This is a genomic window from Bacteroides fluxus YIT 12057, from assembly GCF_000195635.1.
Lineage (GTDB): Bacteria > Bacteroidota > Bacteroidia > Bacteroidales > Bacteroidaceae > Bacteroides > Bacteroides fluxus.
Window position 1 is genome coordinate 20,598 of the sequence record NZ_GL882688.1, and the last position, 17,018, is coordinate 37,615.

A 17,018-nucleotide genomic window follows, 5' to 3' on the forward strand; every position below is an offset into this window, starting at 1 on the left:
CAGGCGTTGGTTTCGTCTGCGGCTCAAATCAGTTTATTGAAAAGCTCAATCTGCAAGTTGTTGTGGAGAACTCCCATATTGTTTCTTGAAAGCTGTCGAAAAGTGAGAAAGGCTTTTGAAACCAAGTTTTAAATAGATGTCAGATGCTTTCTGCCCCTCTTTTATTTCTTGATAAGCCACTTCCAAACGCTTTTGCATAATCCACTTTTGCGGAGGAAGGGAACTTATTTTTTGAAAGTCACGTTTGAATGCCGCCAAACTTCTTCCTGTAAAAAGCGCAATATCACTGATAGATAGTTCATACATATAGTTATCATTCATAAACTCCCAAATATCTATTTTCCATGGTTCTATAAAGTCAAACAGGGTGGTACAAAGATTTTCGTCAATGTTCAGTAGGTCTATTAGTCCCTCTTGTTGTTTCAGTTTCATCAGTTCTTCCGTAGGCTTGACAGAAGATTCGAGAAAAGGAATTAATGAATAAAATAGGCTTTTAATAGCCATTGTATCAGGCAGTTTCAACCAGTTGGGAATATTTTCTTTGCTTTTGTCTAAAGGCAATTTTTTTTCATACTCTTGATAGAATTTGCGCAGAAACTTCCTGTCAAACACCAAGAAAATTGCTTTGAATTGTTCATCTTCTGCTGATTGCCTTGCTATATTTACTTTATGGTTTTTAGGAAGAAATACACATTCACCGGGAGATACAACCTCTTTATTTGTTCCACTTTCTATCAACAACTCTCCTGAATAAACATAAACCAGCATATGGTCTTTTACCATATGCTGACAAGTCTGCCTACTATTAAAATGAAAACAGAGGAATACATTTGAATAATTCAATCTTAATGTACCTTTTTCAGTTTGTACCATAATCTATACTTATAATACTACAAAAATAGATGTTCTTTGATTTTGTACAAAACAGAATGATGATTTTTGTCACGTGTGTGTTTGGATAATGAATTAAAAAGAAACTTTTGAGAATCTCGTTTAGTTTGTTTTTTCTATATATCCAAAACGAACTAAGATAATGTGCACAGTTTCGCATCAGTTATCGCACTGGCTAACAACGTGTCACTGCCGAACGTGGCTAAAATGCTGGGGCATTCATCCACCCGAATGACGCAGCATTACGCAAAGGTGTTAGACCAAACGATACTAAGGGATATGCAAGCCGTTGAAAAACAACTATCTGTATAACAAAAGATTACTTAATACATACTTATAAAACTAATATCCCCTAAAATTATGAGGAAAATTTTCCTCATAATTTTAGGGGATATCGAGCTATTTCTTTATATTTGCAGAAAATTTCCTGCAAATATGGACAATATAGACATAGAACTTAGTAAAGTAATTGATGCAGCTGTTCAATCTTCAATCGATATAGGTCAGGTTGCATCCTTAAAGGATTTGTATAAAGAAAAGAAAAATTCACTAAACTTATCAGATAGACAGATTCAGAAAATTTTAGGAATGGATTCTAAAACCATAAATCCTATATTAAATGGAACTGCTAAACAAATCAATTTCATAAATGTAGTAAAATTGGCTCATTTTTTAGGTCTGTCTGTTAATGACCTAATAAAAGTTTACGTACCAGAATTAGCTCCTAAACAAATAGGAGAAATCCAACGAGCAAGAGAAGCAGGATATATCGTTGAAAATTTTGATGTATCTATCCTTGTTAAGATGAAGTTTTTTAATTCCAATGCTTCATCTAAAGATATGAGTGATAAAATCAAACGTTTTTTTGACATTGATAATATTTACAGTTACTCGGAAAATTCTTTGCTTCCCGTTTTTAGTCGCTCTAAAAGAAACTCGAATGATTTAATGCGTAATTTTTGGATACAATCTGCGTTTATCCAATTTAAATCTATTGCAAATCCCAATCCATACATAAGAAAAGAACTAGTTGAACTAATACCCAAAATCAGACCATACACAAGAGATATAAAAAATGGTCTAATTAGAGTTCTGAAAGCACTATTTCGTATTGGGGTCACAGTTATATATCAACCAAGCTTAGAAAAAATACAAGTTAGAGGAGCTACCATGATAATAAATGATAAACCATGTATTGTACTTTCTAATTTACAAAATAATTATCCTACATTATGGTTTACTCTTTTACATGAACTACATCATGTACTTTTTGATTTTGATGAAATCAAGAAACAGACGTATCATATTAGCAATAATGAGGGAGACATATTTTTAATGAATGAAGAACAAGCAGATAATTTTGCTTGTGAATATTTATTAAATGAATCCCGATTAAAATTTGCATCAGGGTATATTACATCACATTATAATATTGAAAAACTAGCTAAAGAATGGGGAGTACACTCCTCTATTATATATGCAATGTATTGTTATAAAACCAACGAATGGGCATTTTATAATAAATATATACCTAAAATGAATGAAGCCTTAGATCTTATAAATACTCACCCATTTGAAAAAGAAACGTTAATGGAATCAGTACAACAAATCAAAGAATTTTTATACAATTAATTATGGAAGAAAAAAAGAAAAAAAAATCTCAGGAGGAATTAGAAGAACTCCAAAGAAAGCAAGAACAAGATTTAGAGCGTGCAGCAATTTTAATGAAAGCTGATGAAATCAAAGAAGAAACATTTGATTTTGATGTAAACGGTCAAATCGAACTCAAAAATGAGTTGGCAGATATGGTTTTAGAACAAATCGATGACCCTGAAGCTAAATATAATTTATATTATAATGTTGTCAATCGTCTATTAAGAAAATATCTTCCAAAAGGCGATACATATAAAGATGCAAGAGATTTGATTTATGAAGAAAAGAACACATTTTTAACTCGTGGACACAGAAAAGATGCACAAGGTATAAGAGGAGCAGACGGAAGAATGTCCTATATTTCAGATATAAATGAGCTTGTTAACATTATCACTGAATGGATTTCGAACAAAGGAACAATGTTTAATTTATATACTCAAATTAGGGATTTGAATATTTCTAAAGGATATGGCGCTCCACAGTCAAAATAAAATGAATAGAACTATATATATACTCATAATCTCTATTTTAGCCTTTCTTTGTTTACACAGTTGCGCTGTGGATATTGACCCTAAAATAGCTAATACAGCCTTTGGGCTTACAGCTATAAAATACGAATATATAATAATGATTTTAAGCTTATGCAGTGGCATCTTCTGCATTATTGAAGGAACAGATTTTACGTCAAAATTAATAAATGCTTCTCCTGGAGTTTTACTAATGGTAATAGGAGCCTTGATTATTATTTTTAAAAGATTGAAAATAAGAAGTAAGCAAATAGAAAAGCCAGTAACACAGTTTTCAAGAAAACGTGATTGCTGGCTTTTCTATCAAACAATAAATCAATAAATGCATGCAGAAAACAAGATTGAAATATTTCAAGAAAGCAATATTCCAATCAAACAAGATTTCATGTTTTCAAGATTTCATTTCTGATAGAACCTTTCCAACAAATCCATGATGTCACTTTCCCGGTAGATGATTTTTCCCGGAAGCTGCACGTACCCCAGCAGCCCCATGTCCCTGTAATCCTGCAACGTCCGTTTGCTGATACAAAGCCGTTTGCATACTTCCTCGCCCGTCAGGTAGTGTTCACCGTTCAATACCGGGCGATAGTTCATTACCACGTACTCCACGTTTTCCAATACCCTGTCGAGGGAAGAAAACAGCACCAGCGTGATTTCGGAATTTTTCGTTATCAAATCCATAAGCCTACTTTTTAGAATTGTCCCTTACTTGGTCGAGCAGAAAGGCTTCCACGTCCGAAGCCTTGTAGTAAATCTTGCCGTTTATCTGCGAGTAAGGCAGTTTCCCCATGTCACGGTAGGTCTGCGTCGTCCGGGCTGAAACATTCAGCAAACGGCAGGTCTCGCAGTTATCCAGCCACTTGTCACGCTTCCTGCGTAAAGGCACGCAGAGCGCATCCACACGCCCCACAAAATTTTCAAACCTCTGTTTCCATAGTTCAAAAGTTTTCTTTTCAATCGTCACTATTTCCATAACCGATATATTTATTCTTGTCAATACTCCGTTTTTCTTCACTGGTGCAAATATATAAATAACTACCTTTGTAGCACAATTACAGATATTTATGTTGAATACTGAAAACATACAAGCGCTCATTGATAGCGGAGAAGGCTATAATGTAGAGTTCAAAGTTCGTGTTCCCTCTAAAGTTCGTGAACTGACAGAGGAAATTTGCGCTTTCGCCAATGCTGACGGAGGACACCACTATACCAACAATATTTGCAGGCTATGGCATGGCTGGAAAGTAAACTGCAAGTAGCTTATAAAATTGAGGGAGCAGGCCCAAGAGAAGAAATTTGGGAAATTCCTCTTACTGTATTTAAAGAAGCCATTATTAACGTTCTCGCATCGTGATTATTACGAACAGGGAGCAACCATTACAATAGAAATAAAGAAGCCAATCTTCCTGAGCCTGAATTTCATACGGACGGGATGTTTACTGTTATATTCAAAAGAGGTATCAGTATCAAGAATGATACTGTAAATGATACTGTAAACTCAAAAGAACAAGAAGTACTAAATATCATCAAGCAATATCCGGGACTTAATTCGTCGAAGATTGCAGGATTAATAGGCAAAAGTGTTCCGACTGCTAAACGTTACTTAAATTCTTTGGTAAAATTAGGATTAATAGAGTTTAGGGGGGCACAGAAAACAGGTGGGTATTATTTAGTATAAAAAACACTGATCCAATTTTACTTTCATTTCTTTGCAAGGTCTTTATTACAGAACGTCCATTAAAATGAGCTCACGAAAGGTACGTGAAATATGAAAGTATAACGAAATAATAGAAATACTATGTGTACAACAAGAAACTGGAAAGCCGGAATACTGGCAATCGCAATGATATTGGTTTGTGGAGCCGCAAATGCACAACATTGGCATCGGCATTATCGCCCCAATCGGGTTGTTACCGTTGTAGTTCAACCAGATGTAGTATCTCATGTCGGTAACCGTTTCAATCAAAAGGAACGATTGGCGATGGCTATAGCTTATTTGGAAACGCATGAGCACCTTACCGTCAGGCAATATGCAAAAATGACGCAACTTAGCATGGCATCAGCGGAAGCGGAACTTGACGCTTTTGCTATAGATAAGAAAAAGCCGATACGACTTGTAATCAGAGGAAAAAAGAAAGTGTATATCAAAAGGCAATAGAATATGAAGAAAAAGAGAAACTGGAAATTATTGATATTGGGAGCGACTGTTCTGCTTTTGATGCAATCATGTGTGGTTGTGCGCAAAGCCCGCCATCACCATCATCACAGACATAGTATGCTTTATTACCAACAGAATATAGGTACAGCTTCATTTAACGCATCTGCTGCTTATACTACAATAGAACCTGCGAAAAATTGTGAAAGTAATGGATGACAAGGAGTTGGTGAGGTTGACAGCCAAAGACCCGGAAACCGGTTTCCGCTGCCTGATGAAAAAATACAAGGAGGCCGTCTACTGGCATATCCGCAGGTTGGTTGTAGCGCATGAGGATGCACAGGACGCAACGCAGGAAACCTTTGTAAGAGTTTTCCGTTATATTGCCAAAGAGAAGATTATTAAGTTTATGAATGCTAACAATTAAGTGTATGAAAGAATATTTTGATTTTGACCGCATAGGAAAGCGACTGCCCTATACCGCTCCTGACGGATTCCTCGATGATTTGGAAAATAGCGTAATGCAGCGCATCAAACAGGAGGTGCGTCCCTTAAAACCCAAACGAAACCTGCATCTGTGGTATTCAGTGGCGGGAGGTTTGGTAGCTGCCGGCCTCGCACTGCTGATTGTATTTGCCCCCTTCCACACACAGACGAAGAAATCGTTCGAAGATGTGGAGGAAGCATTTGCGAAGAAATGGCGATGGATAACAAAACGACCCGGCAGTTTGTGGAAACTTTCTGCCAGTTCCAGAAAGAAATCTGGGCATTAGGTCCCCGACCGAAAAGAGAGAAAGCCCATCTTTCGGATAAAGAGGCTGAACAAGCCATGAACGAAAGATTTGCCCATAGTCAGAAGATACTCGACCTGCGTAAGAAGTATTATTTGAAGTACAGCAAATTTCTGACGCCCACACAAATTGAAAAAGTATATGTATTGGAAAGAAGAATGATGAACCGGCTGTTTCAACGTTCTCAAAATAAAGAGAACCGTAGATAAAAGATGAAAATTATGAAATTAAAAGCTTTTGGCATATTTTGTTTGTCGTTCCTCATGACGACAGCCATCTCTTCTTGTGACAGTGATGAGATTACAGACCAACCGGAAGAAGTATCCGGCAGTGGAAATCCGACTTTGACCGTTCTTGCCGAACAAGTGGCTTGAAACTGAATTTCTCGCTGTCCGGAATCACTAAAATAGAGTTGGAAAGTGTAGACGGCTATGCCTTGGCCGGAACAACCGGCATCCAATGGGGAGATTCAGGGGAAGCATTGACCGGGGAAGTTGAAAATGCCAACTCCATCCTGGTGTTCAATGCCCCGGATGAAAACGGATTGACCCCAGGAAAAGACTACTTCATTTTTACCTTGCTTTGCGACCTTTATGGAGGTTATCGCCTATCCATCTATCGGGAAGGCCTCGTGGCACATTATTTCGGTGTGCATCAAACGGTGGAAATGGGCTCATTCGTCACGCCCGCTGACCTGATAGAGGAAGAATTGGAGTTCGATGATCCGGATGCGCCGCTCGTAGAAGAAGAACGACCGGAACTGGATGCCACGACTACGGCACTTCTTCGTCAATATCAGCAAAGCCCTCACCTTGGATGTGGTGGAAAATGCAGGAGATTGTGGACGAGATGGTAGAAAACCGTGACATCCGTCTCGAACAGCAATTCCTGCGTCTCATCGATCCCCGAAATGACGACAATCTCAAGTATTTCATGCCGATCAGTTCCGACGGATGGTCAGTCAACAATTTACAAACGACAACCTTCACACCACTATGTTACTATACTGGTAACTTACAGAGAGTCTGCCATTGCGTGGGATGAAGATATTTCTCAGTGTTTCATACAATGCTAAAGTATCTTGTCCCCGATGGACGTATAGGGGATTGCTTTCTCATCCCTTAATGTCTGCAGTGCCCGTTTTGAGATATGCAGGGTTTCTCTTGCATATTCAAGATTTTCTTGATAACTTGCCATTGTATTTCTTCTAAATCTGCCGAATACATAATTATTTAAGTCTGCAAACTAAAAATAATCACTTTCGCGGAAAGAGGAAACAAATACTTAAGCAGGCTCTAAGGCTTGTAAAGAGAATTGGTTATGAAAGAGATTTTGAAAGATTTTTCACGCATATACAGATTACAGGATGAATTTCTGATGGAAAAAACCGATTTCCTTATTGTGAGACAAAAGAAAGGAGAAAGGCTGGAAATGGAAATAAAGAACGGAATAATGGCCATTATTCTGACGGGAGAGATAAGTATGATGTGCAATCACCTATGGATGCGAGAAAGCATAAAAGAGGGCGAGATGTTTCTGCTGCTTGAAAAGTCGTTCGTGTCGATTGAGGTTCTTGAGGACACTGTGGCATTTCTTATGCGTTCGGACTCTCTGAGCAAACAGGGAGAGGCTCTTATGCTCAACAAACTGTTGAAACTTACTCCGCTGATAGACTACAATCTGAACTCTCTTCCTGCTTGTCCGCAGATTATGGAGATAATCACCCAGATAAGCAGTTACCTCAAATCAGGAATCATGAACGATTCGCTGGCGTTCATCAAGCGTATGGAGCTGTTCTTTGTGTTGCTTTCAAGTTATTCCGGAATGGAGCTTGCATCGCTGTTATACCCTTTGGTTTCGAGGTTCCCCAAATTCAGGCATTTCATACTCTGCAACTACCGGAATGTGAAAAGTGTAAAAGAACTCATACAGATGTCCGACATAAGCAAGAGTTTGTTTTACGAAAAGTTTAAGGAAGAGTTTCATATGCCCGTAAAGGAATGGATGCTGCAGAAGAGGGTGGATATGATTCTTCTCAAAGCGGCAAAGCCAGGCATAACGGTGAAACAGCTGATAATCGAGTGTGACTGCTGTTCGTTCCAACAATTCAACTCCTTCTGCAAAAAACACATCGGTATGTCTCCGCGCGATTTGATAAAGGAGAAGCAGGGCATTATAAGCCTTGAGGCGGCACTGCTCAGAAACAAAGGCAGGAAATAGGATTAATAGTTTAAAAAACATTAATGGTGTGGGGGTAAAACAGAGGTGCTAACTTTTTTGGAAACTTTGACTACTAACATCGTTGTTTTGTAACATAACTTTGTGCTCAAAAAATAAAGAATTATAAAATATATAACAAAGGTAAAACAACAGATTGATATAAAGTTCTGGTAGTCATGTTTTTGTATAGAAGATGGTTGACGGTTATTGCTGGATTGCTGTTTTTCTTTTTCAATACAGTGTCCGCACAGAAGGCAGCATTGAAGAGTAATTTGCTGTATGATGCGACGGGTAGCATAAACTTGGGTCTGGAGCTGGCGGTGGCGGGGCAATGGACCATGGATGTGTCGGGCAGCTACAATGCCTGGGACTTTCCCAATGACAAAAAATGGAGGCATATATTGGTTCAGCCGGAAGCGAGATACTGGCTGTGCGACAGGTTCAATGGGCATTTCTTTGGTATTCATGCCCAATGGATGAAATTCAATATAGGAAATGTGGATATGCCTTTCGGATTGTGGGAGGGCGCAAGGAGCAACCGTTTTCAGGGTGACCTGTGGGGAGGCGGACTGGCTTACGGCTACAGCTGGCTTCTGTCCAGACATTGGAATCTTGAGGCAGAGGTTGGCGTGGGTTACAACAGGGTGATTTACGACAGGTATCCTTGTGCTTCGTGCGGAAGCAGGATTGCCTCGGATGCGAGAAATTATTTCGGTCCCACAAAACTGGCTTTAAGCTTTGTGTATCTATTCTGATATACATTATATATATTACACTTTCAAGGTAATACAAAGAAATCAATAAACATATATATTTTTTTTGAGTGATAATGAGGAGTATTGCGAAAACAATATTGTTCACATTTGTTGTTGCGTCTGCATCTGTGGATGTGGCAGTGGCAAATGTTTCGGTTCAAGCAGAAAATATACGTGCACGGGAGTTGCAGGTAAGTAAAAACGGCGATGACGTGGAGGTGAGTTTCCGTTTGTCGTTGCAGGGGCTGGACGTGAAGTCCAACCGCTCGTTTCTTCTTACGCCAGTGCTTGTAAAAGGTGACAGCCTGTGCAGTCTGCCTCCGGTTATGGTGGCTGGACGACGACGCGAGCTGGTAAACAGGCGAAACCGCTACAAGGGCATTATGCTGAAGTATGGCAAAGACGACAAGGTGGAAACGGATTATTCTGCCAAAGTGGAATACAGGGAATGGATGAGTGGGGCAAGCCTTATGATTGCAAGCGATTATTGCGGATGCAGAGGGACTCTTCTCGAACAGGAAAGGGTGCCCGTAAGAAAGGCTGTGCTTTACCGCCCGCAACCGGTGCTTGTTTTTGCGGTTCCTGCCGCAGAGCCTGTCAAGGTGAGGGAAGAATCGGGCAAGGCTTATCTGGATTTTCCGGTCAATGAAACAGTGATTTATCCCGATTATCGCAACAATGGGGAGGAACTGGAAAAAATCAGGGCTACCATCGACTTGGTGAAAAACGATACTAACACACACATCACACATATATCCATACATGGCTATGCTTCGCCCGAAGGGAATTTTGCCAATAACGGCAGACTTGCCGGGGGGCGTGCCGGAGCTTTGAAGCAATACGTGCTTTCGCAGTATGGTTTTGCTGAGGATATTATAGATGTGTCGTCCACTCCCGAAGACTGGCAGGGATTGAGACGATGGGTGGAGGCTTCGCAGATGGAATTCCGCAATGAGGTGCTGAAAGTTATAGACCTGGATATGGAGGAGGATGCCAAGAATTACCGTTTGCAGCTTTTAAACGAAAGAAAAACTTACAACTTTCTGCTTGATGAAGTATATCCGTCGTTGCGCCGTTCAGACTATGTGGTGCGCTATACGGTGCGTGCGTTCAATGCTGAGGAAGCACGCAAGCTGCTAAAGGTTCGTCCGCAGCTGCTTAGTCTGGAGGAAATGTATGCCGTTTCGGCTACTTACGCTCCGGGTAGCGAGGAGTTCAACGAGGTGTTCGACATTGCTGTGCGTCTTTTCCCTCACGATGAGACTGCCAACCTCAATGCGGCTCTTGTGGCTATCGGAGAGAAGAACTACATCCGTGCCGGAAGGTATCTCGAAAAGGCGGGAAACAGTGCCGAGGCGATACATGCCCGTGGGGTGCTTTGCCTTATGACCGGACGATATGACGAGGCGGAGACTTTGCTGAAACAGGCTGCACACGCCGGTATAGAGGGAGCCGTGAAGAACCTTGAACAGTTGGAAATGGTTCGGGAGAACTAGAGAACTGATGATTTCGGGATAGAATTAATTGTATGACAAACATAACTTATTATTAATTTTAGCACTATGCAAATTAAAAAAATTATGATTGCAGGTTTGGCTTTGACTATGATGACTTCCTGCCGGAATGAATTTGACGAAAATGGAGCAAGCGGAAGCGAAGGTGATGCTTACATGTCACTTTCCATCGAAATGCCTAATGTGGGAAGAGGGCGTGCCATTGACGAAAATGGAACTACAAGTGAAGGAACAGAGGGTGAGCAGAAAATTACTTCACTGAAACTGTTTGTGTTTGATGCAACGAGCGGCAAACTTGATAACAGTAGCAAAACCGACTTTGATGCGAGCGAACTGAAGCCGGGCAAACCCAGTGTAGGCACAGACAAGACTACTACCTACACCATCCCTTCTTTCAAAATTCCGGGCGGTGAAAAGAAAGTGCTTGTTATCGTGAATCCGTTGGATGGTAAATTCACGGATCAAACTAATATGAGTGAAGCAATGACATTGAGCGAAACTGAAATAAGCACTATTTCAACCGACGGTAAATTCATGATGACCAATGTAAACAGAGCTTCAGATACTGACGGTATGGTAACTGTCAATGTGGACGGAACTGAAACAAACCCTACAAGCGTGACTGTTTCTGTGGAGCGTGTGGTGGCTAAGATTGAGGACATGACAGAGAATTACTCTATCAAGGTGAAAGATAATCAAAGCAACGATGTAGTGGAGTTCCAGAAGGTAGCCCTTATCAACGGTAACACCAAGTTCTATCCTATCATGAAAGTGAAAGAAAATACCGGAACTAGTAATAACGACTATGTAGAAGACCCTAACTTCATGGGGCAGAGCGAAATTACCGTAGATGATTTTTATTCAAAGGAGTTCAATGCGGATACTTTCAATGATAACGCTAGTGATTATGTAAAAACTCTTAGCTCGGAGACATCGGCAGCAAATGCATTGTTCTACACGCTCGAAAACACCATGACCAAGGATGAGCAGATGAATGCCTATACCACTGGTCTGTACTATCAGGCTCAATACAAGCTGGGAGGACAGGCTGGAAACGTATATCGGTTTGAAGAAAAATTATATAATTACAACGACCTTTCAAACGCCGCAGCCGGTCTTGGTTTGAGCCTTGACGGCTTGAGCGATCAATCTTCTATTGGCGATTTTGCCAATATCGGTGTTACTAAATACGAAAATGGTGTATGCTACTACAAGTACTGGATTCGCCATATAGACAATAATAATTCATCAGAGATGGGTGCCATGGAGTTTGCCATAGTACGCAACAACCACTATCAGATGACTATCAACAGCGTGAAAGGTATCGGCGAAAACCTTCCTACCAACCCCGATTCAACCGACCCGGACGAAGAGACAGACAGCTTCCTCGATGTGAAGGTGAAGGTTCTTCCTTGGGTAGTTCGCCAGAACAACATTGATTTTTAATCACTGCATACAAATATAAAAGCAATTTCAGCATAAGTATATGGTAAAAAGTTTTTTTTCACTACTTGTTTTCTTCTGTCTGTTGTCCTCATGCTCGGACAACAGACCGGAAGAGTTGCGTGAGGATAACGGAGGTGAGCTTGGCAAGGCTTGGCTCACCCTTACCATATCGCTACCTTTCGAAGCGGTTGCACGAAGCTCGACAGACAGTCAGGGAGAAGCAGGCGAAGGTACGGAAGCAGCCACTCCGGATGAAAGCCAGGTGGAAGATGCATACGTGATTTTGGGCAAGATGGTGGAAGGTATCAACCGCCCTCTTAAGATTTCGCACTTGTTTCATGTGAAGGATTTCATGCAGATAGGAAACAACTCATCCCTGTGGCAGTCGACCATAGAATGTGAGCCGGGATATTACCGTGTGGCGGTGATTGCAAATCCCGGAAAAAGAATTGCAACCGAAGAGGTGTCAGGAGAGTTCAATAATCTTCCGGTAGACTGGAACCAACTGGGTATGCACTATGTGGATTTCGGTGGCGGAGAGGGTTTTGACGACCTCAAGAAGATATGGACAGACGGATATTTCCTTATGTCGACGGCCTACAACGGCAATCCTAAAGCCTACGATGTGAACATGACTGCCGGCGAGCAGTCGTATCTCACGATGGAAGTGCAGCGCGCATGTGCCCGCTTCGACTATAAAAAAGGAAAAGAAACTTATGCCTTCAGCATGGCGGTGGACGCTCTCGCTCCCGAAGCCGGACAACAGGACAACAACATAAGCGTCACTCTCACCGATGCCGCCCTGATGAACGTGAGCAAGGCGTTCAACCTTTTCAAGCTGATTTCGCCCGATGAAAAGCCGGGTACTCCGGTGGACTTCTACAGCTTTGAGACCAACGGCAATTATGTGTACGACGGCGACTGGGCGTTCAAGCGTATGTGCGTTATCGACCCGGAACTTTCCGACCGATTGTTCTTCTATTCTTCCGAGCATCTGGCGGACAGACTCGATTATACATCACTTGCAGATTATGGCACTGACAGTTACAAGCGTCTGTTCTATTGCCCCGAGAATACGCTTCCCGGAACAAAAGCACAGATCAATGCCATATCCACGGCTGTGGTGTTCAAAGGTTACTTCAAGGTGGAGGGGGTTACGGCAGAGAGCCTGTATTATTACAATCGTGCCATTTATACCTCGCCGGACAAGCTGAAAGAGGCTCTTGCCGATAGCGGTATCGACCTGACGGACTCTTCCGACGAGAACCTGGCCGCACTGGGCGTGGTGCGCTACATAAAGAATAAGGAAGATGACAGTTACCCCGTGTGGTACACTTACTGGAACCGCCACAACGACAACAACAATCCCAACGTAATGGGGATAATGGAGTTTGCCGTGGTGCGCAACAACATATATCGCCTTGTGGTGAACAGCATCTCTTCGCTCGGACTGCCGCGACCGCCCTACGAAACAGCAAACCCCTGGAAACCAGACGGCAAAACGCCCGACGAGGTGCCGTCGCTCATCGACGTGACGGTGGAGGTGAACGAATGGAAGGAGAGAATACTTGATTACGAGATATAATGATAAATCTGAATATGATAAAGAAGATACTATCTGTATGCAGCGCGATGGCAACCATGGCGGCAGCCGTAACGGCTTTCTGCGCTGTGTCATGCAGCACCATTACCGAAGAGCTTCCTCCGTGCGAGCATTACATAGGGTTCGGCTACGACTATAATATGATGTACACCGATGCTTTCGGGACGGAGGTGAAGAAACTGGATGTGTATGTGTTCGATGAGGACGACCGTTTCGTGACACGTTACAGCGACGAGGCTGCCCGCTCCTTTGGTGACGGCTACCGCATCCGCTGCGACCTTCCTGCCGGAAAATACCGGATTGTGACATGGGCGGGACGATACACACGGTCGTATGAATTTGCCGAGGAGGTGAATTCGCCCCAAGAACTTACCGTGAGGATGAAGCGCAACGCCGACGGAACACAGGATGAAGAGCTGGATGCCTTGTGGCATGGAAAAGCGGAGATGCTCATTGAGGAGAACACATATGGTATCACTGAGGTTAGCCTCGCAAAAGTGACAAACAAGTTCAGAATCGTGGTGCAGGGGGCAGACGGCGTGCGGCTGAAGGACAAAAACATCAGTTGCGCCATTACCGCCGACAACGGATTTGCCGCGCACGACAATTCTCTCCTGCCCGACGAAACGGTGGTGTATCGTCCGTATTTCAGCTCATGGCAGGATTTGGGCGAAGGCGGAACCGTATCGGAGGCTGTGGCGATGGAGCTCAACACCATGCGTCTGATGGAGGATGACAGCATGACACTGAACATCTTCTGTAATGAAGGAGAGCAGATAGCCGAAATAAATCTCATAAAGTATCTGCTGCTTACCAAGATGGAGGGCTATGACATGACGGCTCAGGAGTATTTCGACCGTCAGGACGAGTATGTGATGATATTCTTCCTGCAAGAGGACTCTACGGGAAAATATTTCGTGGCGGAAATAAAGATAAACGACTGGATTATACGTCCGCAACCGGGCGATTTATAAAAAATATACGGATTGAGATATGCTAAGGACTGCTGTTTTATTTTTCACCGCTGCCTGTGCGCTGGGACTTGCTTCGTGCGGCAAGGATAGCGGAATATGGCAGGAAGATTGGCGGGAGGATTCGGGAATACTGAAGGTCTCGGTTTCTTCGATTGCCGAAACGAATGCTTCTACGGATGAGGAAAAGCTCATACGCAAGCTGTACATCTATGCCTACGATGATGTTCACGCCAACCCCGATTTCTTTTGCGACACGTTGGTGAACAACGGCAATGGCGCACAGGGAACTTTACGGGTGGAGATGGCGATAAACGGTACGGGTAAGAAGCGCTTCTATATGGTGGCAAATCCGCCGCACTATGTGCAGAAGCTGCTCACCACTACCTGCCCCGAAGGTACGCTGAGCAACTTGGGAATGACCATAGTCCGACCGATGGAAAGCATGGGAGAGCTTCCTCAGACTGAAGACGGAAGCGTCACCGGAAATTCGGGTTTCCCCATGGCAAACTATATGGAGGCTTACGTCAGTGAGGGTGAAAAGGACAAGGAACTGGTGCTTCATCCCGAAGAGAATCAGGCGGGCGGACGCATCATGAGCATACCGCTGTTCCGCTCGCTGGCAAAAATCAGTGTGCTGGTATGGAGGGAAAACTGCGAAGACGACGAGGTGGTGGCTGTAAAGAGAATGAGTCTGTTCAACTATACGCTTAACGGCTTTTTAGGTCCCAAGTGGGACATAAGCGACGACTGCCCCGTTTGGGTGGGCGGAGATGCAAGCAGCCCGATAGCAAGTTGGAATCCTTCACTGACGCTGAATCTTGAAGAGATGGTAGAACGAGAGACCCGTGTGGGTACGGAGGCGGTAGAGGTTCTTGAAAAGCCGGCAGTCATAACTCCCGAACACAACAGCAAGGATAATCCGCAACTTATATCCGACTTCTATCTCTGCCAGAACTCTTATGGTGAGGCGATGCAGGGAGAAACACAGCAGGGAATGCCCGATACCGTAGGAAACCGTATCACGAAACTGGTGGTGGAGTTGGAGGACGGCCGTATCAGCGAGATTCCTCTGCCCTACCTCTTGCGAAACGACCATTTGAAGATACGCATTTCGGTGACCGACCAGAGGATTGAAGCGGATTTTCACAAATGGCAGCTGGAAGAGGTGTCTCCCGAATGGGACGACGGGGTATGGCGTCCGGAAAACATTTTCTAAACAACAGATGAACATGAAAACTATATATCATATATTCAATGTGTGTATGTCCTTTCTTCTTTTGGCTTCTTGCCAAAAGGATGGGATAACAACCGGCTCCGGCATAGATGATGCCGGAGGAGAGAGCGTCAGTCTGGTGTTTTCTTTTGCCGGTGCGGGCGAGACTTCGCGTGCCGCAACTCCCGCCGACGAAGAAATAATGCTGGAGGAGGGAAAGGTGAACAATCTGCTATATGCGGTGTTCCAAAGCAAGAAGCTTCGTGTAATGGAATACAAGGACTTGAGCGGACTGGATTACTCTACGGGAGAAAACAACCAGTATGAGACCGACCATCTGGACAAGGCGCATTTCGACGCGAACACGGAGATATTCGTGGTGGCAAATGTTACGGAGGAGATAAAGAAGGACCTTACGGACACGCTGAACCTTGCCGGAGAAGCCTTGTATATGTGCTGGCGCAAATATGAATACAACCTCGACCTCAATGCCGAATCCGGCAAAGCCGAGTCAAGACGGATAGAGAATCCGCTGATGGCGGGTTATCTTCCGCTGAGCAGAAACTTCGACGCTTCCATCATAGTGCATGTGGAGCACATATACTGTCGCATCTGGTTCGAGTTCGAGTGGAAAGATGTGCCTGAAGCGGAACGTGTGGTGATAGACAGTATCATGATAGACGGGCTGGTGGACAATACGTGGCTGTTCAATACGGAAACGCAGTCGCTCGACAACAATCCTGACAATCCCGTAAAGTCTAAGGAAAAGGTGGAGAACTACAAGACCCAGAATCCTTTTCTCGGTGACCTTACGCTCAAGGAATATCCCTACCACGATGCCGGTGAGGACGGAACAAAGACTATCCTGATGAGAATGGAGAAAAGAAACTACAAGACAGTGTGCCGTTATCCGCTGGAAAACGGAGAAATGTCGAAAACACAGAGACCCGTACGCTACTATGTGTATAGCTACCAGTGGGCGGGAATCACTATTGACGACGACCCGCTGGTGACGCTGTATTATCACTTCAAGAAAAAAGACAACTCATCAACCGACGGTTCTTTGGCCGAGGTTCACAAGCGGGCCAAAGCACGGCTGTACGATGAGACTCACTATCCGGGCAAACGTCATCACGGATTGCTGAGAAACTATACTTACAAACTGGATTGCAAGGTGAGTACGCTTACAAACTCGCTCGACCTGCATATCATGTCCGTGCCATGGCTGAAGCATGACATAGACGATATTCCCGTATTTGAATAGAACATACACTTC

General features: G+C 43.2%; 22 protein-coding genes and 3 pseudogenes. 21 read left to right on the forward strand and 4 right to left on the reverse strand.

The window, feature by feature from the left end:
- Positions 1 to 45: 45 nt before the first annotated feature.
- On the reverse strand, positions 46 to 873 hold the full coding sequence (locus HMPREF9446_RS13455; RefSeq protein ID WP_039969607.1) for a helix-turn-helix domain-containing protein: 828 nt from the start codon (positions 871 to 873) through the stop codon (positions 46 to 48).
- A 165-nt stretch (positions 874 to 1,038) separates the two neighbouring features.
- Here HMPREF9446_RS13455 and HMPREF9446_RS19205 point away from each other — a divergent pair.
- The 4 genes and pseudogenes from HMPREF9446_RS19205 to HMPREF9446_RS13470 form a co-directional block, all read left to right on the forward strand.
- Positions 1,039 to 1,203, forward strand: a pseudogene (locus HMPREF9446_RS19205) (site-specific integrase); the annotation flags it as partial.
- Between the two features lie 123 nt (positions 1,204 to 1,326).
- Complete coding sequence (locus tag HMPREF9446_RS13460) at positions 1,327 to 2,523, forward strand: ImmA/IrrE family metallo-endopeptidase (RefSeq protein ID WP_039969644.1); 1,197 nt, start codon at positions 1,327 to 1,329, stop codon at positions 2,521 to 2,523.
- Between the two features lie 2 nt (positions 2,524 to 2,525).
- A complete protein-coding gene (locus HMPREF9446_RS13465; RefSeq protein WP_009126250.1) occupies positions 2,526 to 3,035 on the forward strand; it encodes a hypothetical protein in 510 nt (169 codons plus the stop codon).
- Position 3,036: 1 nt separating this feature from the next.
- Positions 3,037 to 3,393 (forward strand): hypothetical protein, encoded by a 357-nt coding sequence (locus tag HMPREF9446_RS13470; RefSeq protein ID WP_245532284.1) that lies wholly within the window; start codon positions 3,037 to 3,039, stop codon positions 3,391 to 3,393.
- Between the two features lie 77 nt (positions 3,394 to 3,470).
- Here the strand turns inward: HMPREF9446_RS13470 and HMPREF9446_RS13475 are convergent, their stop codons facing one another.
- On the reverse strand, positions 3,471 to 3,752 hold the full coding sequence (locus HMPREF9446_RS13475; RefSeq protein WP_009126252.1) for a helix-turn-helix domain-containing protein: 282 nt from the start codon (positions 3,750 to 3,752) through the stop codon (positions 3,471 to 3,473).
- Between the two features lie 4 nt (positions 3,753 to 3,756).
- The gene (locus HMPREF9446_RS13480; protein WP_039969610.1) at positions 3,757 to 4,044 is read right to left on the reverse strand and encodes a helix-turn-helix domain-containing protein; all 288 of its coding nucleotides are present in this window, start codon (positions 4,042 to 4,044) and stop codon (positions 3,757 to 3,759) included.
- A 91-nt stretch (positions 4,045 to 4,135) separates the two neighbouring features.
- Here HMPREF9446_RS13480 and HMPREF9446_RS19480 point away from each other — a divergent pair, with 91 nt between their 5' ends.
- The 9 genes and pseudogenes from HMPREF9446_RS19480 (at position 4,136) to HMPREF9446_RS13515 (ending at position 6,873) form a co-directional block, all read left to right on the forward strand.
- Positions 4,136 to 4,330 (forward strand): AlbA family DNA-binding domain-containing protein, encoded by a 195-nt coding sequence (locus tag HMPREF9446_RS19480; RefSeq protein WP_009126253.1) that lies wholly within the window; start codon positions 4,136 to 4,138, stop codon positions 4,328 to 4,330.
- A pseudogene (locus HMPREF9446_RS13485) lies at positions 4,273 to 4,749 on the forward strand (winged helix-turn-helix transcriptional regulator); the annotation flags it as partial. The gene HMPREF9446_RS19480 and the pseudogene HMPREF9446_RS13485, both read left to right, overlap by 58 nt.
- A 120-nt stretch (positions 4,750 to 4,869) precedes the next feature.
- A complete protein-coding gene (locus HMPREF9446_RS13490; RefSeq protein WP_009126257.1) occupies positions 4,870 to 5,229 on the forward strand; it encodes a hypothetical protein in 360 nt (119 codons plus the stop codon).
- A gap of 3 nt (positions 5,230 to 5,232) precedes the next feature.
- Positions 5,233 to 5,445 (forward strand): hypothetical protein, encoded by a 213-nt coding sequence (locus HMPREF9446_RS13495; RefSeq protein ID WP_009126258.1) that lies wholly within the window; start codon positions 5,233 to 5,235, stop codon positions 5,443 to 5,445.
- Positions 5,438 to 5,653 (forward strand): RNA polymerase sigma factor, encoded by a 216-nt coding sequence (locus HMPREF9446_RS13500; RefSeq protein ID WP_009126259.1) that lies wholly within the window; start codon positions 5,438 to 5,440, stop codon positions 5,651 to 5,653. The genes HMPREF9446_RS13495 and HMPREF9446_RS13500 overlap by 8 nt, the downstream gene beginning before the upstream one ends.
- Before the next feature lie 4 nt (positions 5,654 to 5,657).
- A complete protein-coding gene (locus tag HMPREF9446_RS17950; protein ID WP_245532285.1) occupies positions 5,658 to 5,999 on the forward strand; it encodes a hypothetical protein in 342 nt (113 codons plus the stop codon).
- 56 nt (positions 6,000 to 6,055) lie between these two features.
- On the forward strand, positions 6,056 to 6,226 hold the full coding sequence (locus HMPREF9446_RS19210; RefSeq protein WP_009126261.1) for a hypothetical protein: 171 nt from the start codon (positions 6,056 to 6,058) through the stop codon (positions 6,224 to 6,226).
- Positions 6,227 to 6,238: 12 nt separating this feature from the next.
- Positions 6,239 to 6,391, forward strand: a complete 153-nt coding sequence (locus HMPREF9446_RS19215) for a hypothetical protein (RefSeq protein ID WP_245532286.1) — start codon at positions 6,239 to 6,241, stop codon at positions 6,389 to 6,391.
- Positions 6,388 to 6,873, forward strand: a complete 486-nt coding sequence (locus HMPREF9446_RS13515) for a hypothetical protein (RefSeq protein WP_009126263.1) — start codon at positions 6,388 to 6,390, stop codon at positions 6,871 to 6,873. Before HMPREF9446_RS19215 ends, HMPREF9446_RS13515 begins: the two co-directional genes overlap by 4 nt.
- Positions 6,874 to 7,091: 218 nt before the next feature.
- Here the strand turns inward: HMPREF9446_RS13515 and HMPREF9446_RS19485 are convergent.
- Positions 7,092 to 7,172, reverse strand: a pseudogene (locus HMPREF9446_RS19485) (helix-turn-helix domain-containing protein); the annotation flags it as partial.
- 165 nt (positions 7,173 to 7,337) lie between these two features.
- Here HMPREF9446_RS19485 and HMPREF9446_RS13520 point away from each other — a divergent pair.
- From HMPREF9446_RS13520 to HMPREF9446_RS13555, 8 genes are all read left to right on the forward strand, one after another.
- On the forward strand, positions 7,338 to 8,237 hold the full coding sequence (locus tag HMPREF9446_RS13520; RefSeq protein ID WP_009126266.1) for a helix-turn-helix domain-containing protein: 900 nt from the start codon (positions 7,338 to 7,340) through the stop codon (positions 8,235 to 8,237).
- 176 nt (positions 8,238 to 8,413) lie between these two features.
- Positions 8,414 to 8,992 carry a DUF3575 domain-containing protein gene (locus HMPREF9446_RS13525; RefSeq protein ID WP_009126267.1) on the forward strand — a complete coding sequence of 193 codons (579 nt, stop codon included), beginning with the start codon at positions 8,414 to 8,416 and terminating at the stop codon, positions 8,990 to 8,992.
- A 98-nt stretch (positions 8,993 to 9,090) separates the two neighbouring features.
- Positions 9,091 to 10,488: a DUF3868 domain-containing protein gene (locus tag HMPREF9446_RS13530; RefSeq protein WP_157243332.1), complete on the forward strand. Its 1,398-nt coding sequence runs from the start codon at positions 9,091 to 9,093 to the stop codon at positions 10,486 to 10,488.
- Positions 10,489 to 10,572: 84 nt separating this feature from the next.
- A complete protein-coding gene (locus tag HMPREF9446_RS13535; RefSeq protein WP_039969614.1) occupies positions 10,573 to 11,952 on the forward strand; it encodes an Mfa1 family fimbria major subunit in 1,380 nt (459 codons plus the stop codon).
- A gap of 40 nt (positions 11,953 to 11,992) precedes the next feature.
- On the forward strand, positions 11,993 to 13,537 hold the full coding sequence (locus HMPREF9446_RS13540; RefSeq protein ID WP_009126270.1) for an Mfa1 family fimbria major subunit: 1,545 nt from the start codon (positions 11,993 to 11,995) through the stop codon (positions 13,535 to 13,537).
- 14 nt (positions 13,538 to 13,551) lie between these two features.
- A complete protein-coding gene (locus tag HMPREF9446_RS17955) occupies positions 13,552 to 14,529 on the forward strand; it encodes a FimB/Mfa2 family fimbrial subunit (protein WP_157243333.1) in 978 nt (325 codons plus the stop codon).
- Between the two features lie 19 nt (positions 14,530 to 14,548).
- Positions 14,549 to 15,745 (forward strand): hypothetical protein, encoded by a 1,197-nt coding sequence (locus tag HMPREF9446_RS13550; protein ID WP_009126272.1) that lies wholly within the window; start codon positions 14,549 to 14,551, stop codon positions 15,743 to 15,745.
- A gap of 13 nt (positions 15,746 to 15,758) precedes the next feature.
- On the forward strand, positions 15,759 to 17,006 hold the full coding sequence (locus tag HMPREF9446_RS13555; RefSeq protein ID WP_157243334.1) for a fimbrial protein: 1,248 nt from the start codon (positions 15,759 to 15,761) through the stop codon (positions 17,004 to 17,006).
- The last annotated feature ends 12 nt before the right edge of the window (positions 17,007 to 17,018 follow it).